8 protein-coding genes are annotated in these 8,331 nt (G+C 66.6%); 7 read left to right on the top strand and 1 reads right to left on the bottom strand.

Annotated features, from left to right (window positions below; translation table 11 throughout):
• The first annotated feature begins 463 nt into the window (after positions 1-463).
• The 4 genes from rplJ (at position 464) to E3T42_RS07900 (ending at position 3,316) form a co-directional block, all read left to right on the top strand.
• On the top strand, positions 464-979 hold the full coding sequence (gene rplJ / locus E3T42_RS07915; protein ID WP_134365673.1) for a 50S ribosomal protein L10: 516 nt from the start codon (positions 464-466) through the stop codon (positions 977-979).
• Between the two features lie 52 nt (positions 980-1,031).
• Entirely contained in the window at positions 1,032-1,415 is a 384-nt protein-coding gene (gene rplL, locus E3T42_RS07910) for a 50S ribosomal protein L7/L12 (RefSeq protein ID WP_134365672.1), read from the top strand.
• 162 nt (positions 1,416-1,577) lie between these two features.
• Positions 1,578-2,048, top strand: coding sequence for a MarR family winged helix-turn-helix transcriptional regulator (locus E3T42_RS07905; protein ID WP_134365671.1), 471 nt, complete (start codon positions 1,578-1,580; stop codon positions 2,046-2,048).
• Positions 2,045-3,316: an MFS transporter gene (locus E3T42_RS07900; RefSeq protein WP_134365670.1), complete on the top strand. Its 1,272-nt coding sequence runs from the start codon at positions 2,045-2,047 to the stop codon at positions 3,314-3,316. Before E3T42_RS07905 ends, E3T42_RS07900 begins: the two co-directional genes overlap by 4 nt.
• A 28-nt stretch (positions 3,317-3,344) precedes the next feature.
• On the opposite strand, the gene E3T42_RS07895 is transcribed toward E3T42_RS07900, so the two are convergent.
• Positions 3,345-4,373, bottom strand: coding sequence for a LacI family DNA-binding transcriptional regulator (locus tag E3T42_RS07895; protein WP_134402781.1), 1,029 nt, complete (start codon positions 4,371-4,373; stop codon positions 3,345-3,347).
• 307 nt (positions 4,374-4,680) lie between these two features.
• Between E3T42_RS07895 and E3T42_RS07890 the strand changes: the two genes are divergently transcribed.
• The 3 genes from E3T42_RS07890 to E3T42_RS07880 all read left to right on the top strand — a co-directional run bounded on the left by E3T42_RS07890 (position 4,681) and on the right by E3T42_RS07880 (position 8,293).
• Positions 4,681-6,000, top strand: a complete 1,320-nt coding sequence (locus E3T42_RS07890) for an ABC transporter substrate-binding protein (protein ID WP_134365668.1) — start codon at positions 4,681-4,683, stop codon at positions 5,998-6,000.
• A gap of 194 nt (positions 6,001-6,194) precedes the next feature.
• Positions 6,195-7,328 (top strand): carbohydrate ABC transporter permease, encoded by a 1,134-nt coding sequence (locus E3T42_RS07885; RefSeq protein ID WP_134365667.1) that lies wholly within the window; start codon positions 6,195-6,197, stop codon positions 7,326-7,328.
• The gene (locus E3T42_RS07880) at positions 7,325-8,293 is read left to right on the top strand and encodes a carbohydrate ABC transporter permease (protein WP_134402780.1); all 969 of its coding nucleotides are present in this window, start codon (positions 7,325-7,327) and stop codon (positions 8,291-8,293) included. The genes E3T42_RS07885 and E3T42_RS07880 overlap by 4 nt, the downstream gene beginning before the upstream one ends.
• Positions 8,294-8,331: the final 38 nt, after the last annotated feature.

Genomic DNA, 8,331 nt, shown 5'->3' with positions numbered 1-8,331 from the left:
GCGCCCGCCCGCAGTCCGCGCCCGCCCGCAGCCCGCGCCCGCCCGCAGCCCCCGCATCCCGCGCCGCCCGCAAACCGCCCCGACCACCCCCGCCCGAACTAATTCGACGGAGATTTTGCTCTAGAAAGCGGGTTTGAGCCCGAAACCGGCAGTTTCGGGCAAAATCTCCGTCGAATTGGTTCAGAGCGGGTGACCGGGCGCCCCAGCCACGCAGCAACCAGACGGATCCGGATTTGCGCCGGCCCGCGGCATCCCGTAACGTAGGGAAAAGCCAAAGACCGCCGGTTATTGCTCTGTGCAGAAATGCACAGGCAATCGAAGGTTCATTCACGTGAACGGCCCGCGCAGGATTCGAAGTCAGACTGCATTCCTCGAGAATGCGTTCCCAGCTCCGGCGCCTGCGTCGGAGCTTTTTTCATGTCTGCTCCCCGGGCTACCGGCACATGAAACCAAGAGGAGCGCCATGGCGAACAAGGAAGCAACGGTCGCCGAGCTTACGGAGAAATTCCAGAGCTCGACCGCCGTTCTGCTCACCGAGTACCGCGGTCTCACTGTTGCGCAGCTCAAGACGCTGCGCGTTTCCATCAGTGCGGACGCCACGTACGCCGTGGTGAAGAACACGCTGACCAAGATTGCGGCCAACAACGCCGGCATCACGTCGTTTGACGACGAGCTTGTCGGTCCGTCCGCAATCGCATTCGTTCACGGAGACCCTGTCGCCGTTGCGAAGACCCTGCGTGCCTTTACCAAGGCAAACCCTCTCCTGGTAGTGAAGGGTGGTTACTTCGACGGTAACCCGCTCACCGCCGCAGAGGTAGGCAAGCTCGCCGACCTCGAGTCCCGCGAAGTGCTGCTGGCCAAGCTGGCCGGCGCATTCAAGGCCTCGCTGTTCGGAGCCGCATATCTGTTCAACGCACCGCTGTCGAAGGCTGTTCGCACCATCGAGGCGCTGCGTGAGAAGCAGGAGTCCGCGAACTAGGCATCGGCCTGGCATCGCGGTGAGTAACTAAGAAACTATAGGGAGAAAAATCATGGCAAAGCTTTCCACCGAAGAATTGCTCGAACAGTTCAAGGGCCTGACCCTCATCGAGCTCTCCGAGTTCGTCAAGGCGTTCGAGGAGACCTTCGAGGTCACCGCTGCTGCTCCGGTCGCCGTTGCCGGCGCTGCTGGTCCTGCTGCACCCGCTGAAGAGGTCGAAGAGCAGTCCGCTTTCGACGTCATCCTCGAGGCTGTCGGCGACAAGAAGATCCAGGTCATCAAGGTTGTGCGCGAGCTCACCAGCCTGGGCCTCGGCGAGGCCAAGGCCGTCGTCGATGGCGCGCCGAAGGCCGTCCTCGAAGGCGTCTCCAAGGAGGCCGCTGAAAAGGGCAAGGCTGCTCTCGAAGCTGCCGGCGCCACCGCAGTCCTCAAGTAGCAGGCGCCCCTCACGGGGCTCTCGCTCTTCGCTCACGCGGAGGAATGATCGGCGCGAGCCGATTGCGCTCTGACGGGCGTCGCATCCACTGGATGCGGCGCCCGTTCGTCGTTAACCCCGCAGCCGCGATTTATATATAGCCAAGCTATGTATAGTTGACGGATGTCCACGACACTCCTCGATCTGCTCGGCGACCTGATCACGGTCAACCACCGGGTCACCCGCCTGGCCGCCCAGGCCGCGAACGGCACCGAATCCCCGGCCGTCTGGCGGACGCTGAGCGTGCTGCGCCAGACCGGACCGATCCGCCTCGGCGAGCTGGCCGTGCGCAGCCGCGTCTCCCAGCCCACCGCCACGAAGCTCGTCAGCCACCTGGCCGAGCGCGGCTGGGCCGAGCGCCTGGCCGATCCGCTCGACGCCCGGGCGGCCCGCACCCGGGTCACCGCCTCCGGCGAGGCCGCCCTCGCGGCCTGGCGTACCGAGCTGGCCACCGCCCTGCTGCCGCTGTTCAGCGACCTGCCCGCCGCCGACGTCGAGGTCCTCGAACGCGCGATCGCCATCCTGCGGGAACGCGTGGATGCCGGCGAACCGGCCCCACCGGCCGAACCGGGCGACGCGGCGGTCGCGCTGTGAGCCGGGCCGCGAGCACCGCGCCGCAGTCCCAGCAGTCCACGCGGTCACCGGCCGCCAGCATCCTGCACCAGCCGACCGCGGTCTGGGCGGTGGCCTTCGCCTGCGTGATCGCCTTCATGGGCATCGGCCTGGTCGACCCGATCCTGCCGGCCATCACCCGCGACCTCGAGGCCACCCCGACCGAGACCGAGATGCTCTTCACCAGCTACCTCGTGGTCACCGGCGTCGCCATGTTCTTCACCAGCTGGATCTCGAGCCGGATCGGCGCCAAACGCACCCTGCTGATCGGCCTGGCCCTGATCGTCGCGTTCGCGCTGGCCTCCGGGATGTCCCAGAGCGTCGAGGCGGTGATCGGCTTCCGGGCGGGCTGGGGTCTCGGCAACGCCCTCTTCATCTCCACCGCGCTGGCCACGATCGTCGGCGCAGCCTCGGGCGGGACGTCCTCGGCCATCATCCTCTACGAGGCCGCGCTCGGGCTCGGCATCGCGATCGGCCCGCTGATCGGCGGCCTGCTCGGCAGCCTCAGCTGGCGCGGGCCGTTCTTCGGCAGCGCCTCGCTGATGGCCGTCGGCTTCGCGGCGATCGTGGTGATGTTGAAGACGGATGCCCCCGCACCGGTCCCGATCCGGCTCTCGGCTCCGTTCCGGGCGCTGGCCCGGCCCGCACTGGGTGTCCTCGCCGCGGCCGCGTTCTTCTACAACATCGGCTTCTTCGTGCTGCTGGCGTACACCCCGTTCGCGCTCGTGCCGCTGGGCCTCGGCAGCGCGATCACCCTCGGCCTGGTCTTCTTCGGCTGGGGGGTCTCCCTCGCGGTCACCTCCGTCTGGGTGGCGCCGCTGCTGACCAGACGGATGAAGCGCACCCATGTGCTGGCGGCCGTGCTGCCGCTGCTGGCGCTCGACCTGGTCGCCGCGGCCCTGGTGAGCGGCTCGGCGGCCGGCCTGGTCGTCTGCGTCATCGTCGGCGGGCTGCTGCTCGGCGTGCTGAACACGGTGCTGACCGAGTGCGTGATGGAGGCCACGGACCTGATGCGAGCGGTCGCGTCGTCCGCCTATTCCGGCGTGCGGTTCCTCGGCGGGGCCCTCGCGCCGCCCGCCGCGACGCTGCTCGCCGCCGCGTTCGGGCCGGCGGCGCCGTTCTTCGCGGCCGCGGCCGCCGTACTGGTGGCCGTGGCCATCCTGCTGCTGGGGCGCGCGCAGCTGCACCGGGCGAACGGGGTCGTCGACCGGCTGGAGGAAGCCGAGGCCATCGGCGCCGGCGACAGCTGAGCGCGGTGCGGCTCGGGTGCGGGGCGGCTCAGGCGCCGAGCGGCTGCCGGGGCCCGCTGGTGCTCGAACGGACGACCAGGTTCACGGGCAGCACGGTCAGGTGATTCGCCTCATCCGTGTCCGTCGGGCTCTCCAGCTCGGCCAGGAGCGACACCACGGCGAGCCGGGCCTGGCGCCGCGGATGCTGTTCTAGGGTGGTCAGCCGGAACATCTGGGCGTACGGATGCCCGTCGATCCCGATCACGGACAGGTCGGCGGGCACCTGGATCCCCAGTTCCCGGGCGGCGACGATCACGCCGATGGCGATCTCGTCGGAGGCGGCGAACACCGCCGTCGGCCGGGTGCGGGGGTCGCCGAGCACGGCCAGCCCCACGCCGTAGCCGCCGGGCAGCGTGAATTCGCAGGCGTAGAAACTGCCCTCGGTGGACAGACCCGCCTCGTTCATCGCCGAGGCGAAGCCGGTGCGGCGGTTGCTGTGCACCTTGAAGTCCATCTCGTCGGCCTCGCTGCCGCCGATGTGGAGGATGTCCTTGTGGCCGAGGCTGAGCAGGTGCTCGGTGGCGAGCCGGGCCGAGGCCACGTCGTCGATCGCGATGGTGTGCACGCCACGGATCGGGCCCCCGATGCCCACCAGCGGGCGGCCGAGGCGGTGCAGGAGGTCGACTTCGGCGTCGCTGAGGGCGACTCCGACAGAGATCACCCCGTCGAATCGCTTGCGGGCGAGGAAGTACTCGAAGACGCTGTCGCGTTCTTTCGACGCGGCCGGCAGGTTGTAGAGGGTCATGTCGTAGCCCTCTTCGAGGAGGGCCTGTTCCAGGCTCTCGAGCACCTCGGAGAAGAACCAGCGACTGATGAAGGGGATGATCACGCCGATGCTCTTCGTACGCCCGGTGACCAGGCTGGCCGCGTTGGGGGAGGCGACGTAGCCGATCTCCTTGGCCGCGGCGACGACCTTCGACCGGGTCTCCTCGGACACGTACCCGCGACCGCTGAGGGCGCGGGAAGCGGTGGCTTTGGCGACGCCGGCGAGACGCGCGACATCCGCAATCGATCTCATTCCAGCCTCCGTCCTTGGACCCGGATTTCAGACTAGCGCCTCCCCGGGCAGTATGGAACCGGTTCCATTCGGGATCGAACTGAGCTGAATGGGTTTGGGCGCTTGTTGGCCTGTTCAGGGCTATTTCGTGGCCCATCGGACCGATCTTTGCCATTTCGTAACCCCAATGCTCTTGCGATTCTCCGAACGGTGCCGTAACTTATGGTGTGGAACCGGTTCCCTATCTGACCGTTTCCAGCACCTGCAGCACCCCGGTGTCCCTGGGCAAGACCACGCGAACACCGCCAACACTCAATGAGGAGGAAATATGCGGTCATCCCTGCACCGCCGTTTCACAGCACCAATCGCCATTGCGGCGATCGCCGGTCTGACCCTGGCCGGCTGTTCCGGCGGACCCGGCAGCACGACGACCGATGCGGGCGCAGCCGGTGACGGAACCGTCACGGTCTACGGGACCATCGGCGACACCGAGGCAAAACTGCTCGAAGAGTCCTGGGCCGGCTGGGAAAAAGAGAACAAGATCGACATTCAGTACGAAGCGTCGAAAGAGTTCGAAACCCAGATCGCGATCCGGGCCCAGGGCGGCAACGCTCCCGACATCGCCATCTTCCCGCAGCCCGGCCTGATGGCGGACCTCGCCAGCCGTGACTACCTCAAGCCGGCCCCGAAGGCCGTCGAGGCCAACGTCGACAAGTACTGGTCCGCGGACTGGAAGGCTTACGGCACGGTCGGGGACACCCTGTACGGCGCGCCGCTGATGGCCAGCGTCAAGGGCTTCATCTGGTACTCGCCGGCCAAGTTCAAGGAGTGGGGTGTCGAGGTTCCCAAGACCTGGGCTGACCTCCTCGCCGTGACGAAGACGATCCAGGAGAAGACCGGCGCCGCCCCGTGGTGTGCGGGCTTCGGCTCCGGCGACGCCACCGGCTGGCCGGGAACGGACTGGGTCGAGGACCTGGTCCTGCGCCAGGCCGGACCGGAGACCTACGACAAGTGGATTAAGAACGAGATCCCGTTCACGGATCCCGCCATCAAGAAGGCGTTCGACTCCGTGGGCGAGATCCTGCAGAACCCGGCCTACGTCAACGCCGGATTCGGCGACGTCCGCTCCATCAACAGCACTCCGTTCGGTGACGTGGCAGCCCCGCTCGCCGACGGAACCTGCGCCCTGCACCACCAGGCATCCTTCTTCGACGGTTTCATCACGGATGCCGGCGGCAAGGTCGGACCCGACGGCGACGTCTGGGCCTTCATCACCCCGGGTGAAGAAGCCGGCAGCCAGGCCGTGACCGGTGGTGGCGAGATCGTCGCCGCGTTCGCGGACGACGCCGACACCCAGAAGGTGCAGGAGTACCTCTCCAGCGCCGACTGGGCGAACAGCCGCGTCAGCCTCGGTGGGGTCATCAGCGCCAACTCGGGTCTTGACCCGGCCAACGCGAAGAGCCCGATCCTGCAGGAAGCCATCAAGATCCTTCAGGACCCGAAGACCACTTTCCGCTTCGACGGTTCGGACCTGATGCCCGGCTCGGTCGGCTCGGGAACGTTCTGGAAGGGCATGGTCAACTGGATCAACGGAACCCCGACCGACGAGGTGCTCACGAGCATCGAAGCCGGCTGGCCGTCGAGCTAATCTCGGCCGTTCGCTAGCACCACCCGCACCACAGCAGTCGCACTACAGCAGTTGCACCAACAACCAGAACAGGGCGGGCCGCCCTTCACAACAGAAGGGCGGCCGCGCTCGGGTGCCGGTGTACCGTTGCGTTAAGTTTTCGCAGCGCCACCAGCGAACACTGTGAGTCCACAGTCGTACTCGAGAGGTTTCCTATGTCAGCATTTCTTTCCTGGCTCGCTGGCTTGCCCGCCCTCGCGCAAGTCCCGATCATCATCTTCGCGTTCGTCGCGCTGGTGGGGGCGATCCTGTTCTTCGTCGAAATCGCCCCGCGCAAGGGCACCCTGTACACCGTCATCCGGCTGGCCGTCTGTGTGCTGGCACCGATGCTCATCCTGCTGGCCGCCGGTTCGTACTGGTGGGCCACCGCCGCCGCCGCCGTCCTCGGCGGGGTGTTCTTCATCGTCGACTACCGGTCACGGGCCGGCGCCGGCTATCTCTTCCAGCTCTTCGGCTTCCTCTCGCCCGCCATCCTGCTGCTCATCATCGGCCTGGTCATCCCGACCATCCAGACCACGGTGCAGGCGTTCATGAACTCCCGCGGAACAGCGTTCATCGGATTCGACAACTTCATCTGGGTGTTCACCCAGCCCGAGGCGATCCGCACGGTGCTCAACACGATCGTCTGGGTGCTCATAGCCCCGCTCGTGTCGACGATCGCCGGACTGGCCTACGCGGTCTTCATCGATAAGAGCCGCGGTGAGAAGTACTTCAAGATCATGGTCTTCATGCCCATGGCCATCTCCTTCGTCGGGGCGTCGATCATCTGGCGCTTCGTCTACACGGCCCGCCCGGCCAGCCAGAACCAGATCGGCCTGCTCAACCAGGTCGTGGTCTGGTTCGGCGGCCAGCCGGTCGACTTCCTCGCCAACGAACCGTGGAACACGGTCTTCCTGATCATCGTTCTGATCTGGGTGCAGACCGGATTCGCCATGGTCGTGCTCTCCGCCGCCATCAAGGGCGTGCCGGCCGAGCAGCTGGAGGCCGCGGAACTCGACGGCACCAACCCGTGGCAGAAGTTCACCAACGTCACCGTGCCCGGCATCCGTAGCGCCCTGATCGTGGTGCTGACCACGATCTCCATCGCCTCCCTCAAGGTCTTCGACATCGTGCGGACCATGACGGCAGGCGCCAACGACACCAGCGTCATCGCGAACGAGATGTACACGCAGTTCAAGAACTTCGAGCAGGGCCGCTCCGCCGCCTTCGCCGTGATCCTGTTCCTGCTGGTGCTGCCGATCGTCATCTACAACGCCCGCCAGATCCAGAAGCAGAGGGAAATCCGATGAGCGCCGTACTGCCTGTTGAAGTTCCGGACCCGACCACCAGGAGCCACCTCCGCCAGGGCGAGAAACGCCTGGAGGCACCGGCCAAACGAACCAAGAAGCGCCTGACCAGCCGCGGTGCGACGGTCGCGGCCCTGCTGATCGCCGTGCTCTGGACCGTCCCCACCTTCGGGCTGTTCGTCTCGTCGTTCCGCCCGGCCCAGGAGGTGCGCACCACCGGCTGGTGGACCCTCTTCCAGAACTGGGGCCTCACCCTCGACAACTACTCTCAGGTGCTCCAGGCCGGAAACAGCCAGCTGAACCTCGCGGGCGCGTTCATCAACTCGATCGCGATCACCCTCCCGGCCACGCTGCTGCCGCTGATCATCGCGAGCCTCGCGGCCTACGCGTTCGCCTGGATCGACTTCCGCGGCAAGAACGTGCTCTTCATCGCCGTGTTCGCACTGCAGATCGTGCCGCTGCAGATGGCCCTCGTGCCGCTGCTGAAGTTCTTCTCGCAGGGCTCGATCTTCGGAATCCCCGTGGTCACGTCGATCAGCGACGCCGGCGGCTATTCCCAGGTCTGGATCGCGCACACCATGTTCGCCCTGCCGCTGGCCATCTACCTGCTGCACAACTTCGTGTCGGAGATCCCCGCCGACGTGATCGAAGCGGCGCGGGTCGACGGCGCGGGGCACGGGCAGATCTTCTTCCGGATCGTGCTGCCGCTGACCATGCCGGCGATCGCATCCTTCGCCATCTTCCAGTTCCTCTGGGTCTGGAACGACCTGCTGGTGGCGCTGATCTTCGCGGACGGCGCGGTCGCCCCGATGACCAAGCTGCTGGCCGAGATCACCGGCACCCGGGGTCAGGACTGGCACCTGCTCACGGCCGGCGCGTTCATCTCCATCCTGGTTCCGCTGCTCGTCTTCTTCTCCCTGCAGCGTTACTTCGTGCGCGGCCTGCTGGCCGGCTCGACCAAGGGGTAGCCCGACTGCCCCACCTGATCACCGACCGTGCCCGTTCC

Origin of the sequence: Cryobacterium sp. TMT4-10 (assembly GCF_004403275.1) — a bacterium.
In the GTDB taxonomy this organism is placed as follows: domain Bacteria; phylum Actinomycetota; class Actinomycetes; order Actinomycetales; family Microbacteriaceae; genus Cryobacterium; species Cryobacterium shii.
This window is presented reverse-complemented; position numbering and strand designations above follow the sequence as displayed.

Excerpts from the sequence above, each read along its gene's own strand:
- rplJ (WP_134365673.1), top strand. The coding sequence starts at position 464 with ATGGCGAACAAGGAAGCAACGGTCGCCGAGCTTACGGAGAAATTCCAG.
- rplL (WP_134365672.1), top strand. The coding sequence starts at position 1,032 with ATGGCAAAGCTTTCCACCGAAGAATTGCTCGAACAGTTCAAGGGCCTG.
- E3T42_RS07905 (WP_134365671.1), top strand. The coding sequence starts at position 1,578 with ATGTCCACGACACTCCTCGATCTGCTCGGCGACCTGATCACGGTCAAC.
- E3T42_RS07895 (WP_134402781.1), bottom strand. The coding sequence starts at position 4,373 with ATGAGATCGATTGCGGATGTCGCGCGTCTCGCCGGCGTCGCCAAAGCC.
- E3T42_RS07890 (WP_134365668.1), top strand. The coding sequence starts at position 4,681 with ATGCGGTCATCCCTGCACCGCCGTTTCACAGCACCAATCGCCATTGCG.
- E3T42_RS07885 (WP_134365667.1), top strand. The coding sequence starts at position 6,195 with ATGTCAGCATTTCTTTCCTGGCTCGCTGGCTTGCCCGCCCTCGCGCAA.
- E3T42_RS07880 (WP_134402780.1), top strand. The coding sequence starts at position 7,325 with ATGAGCGCCGTACTGCCTGTTGAAGTTCCGGACCCGACCACCAGGAGC.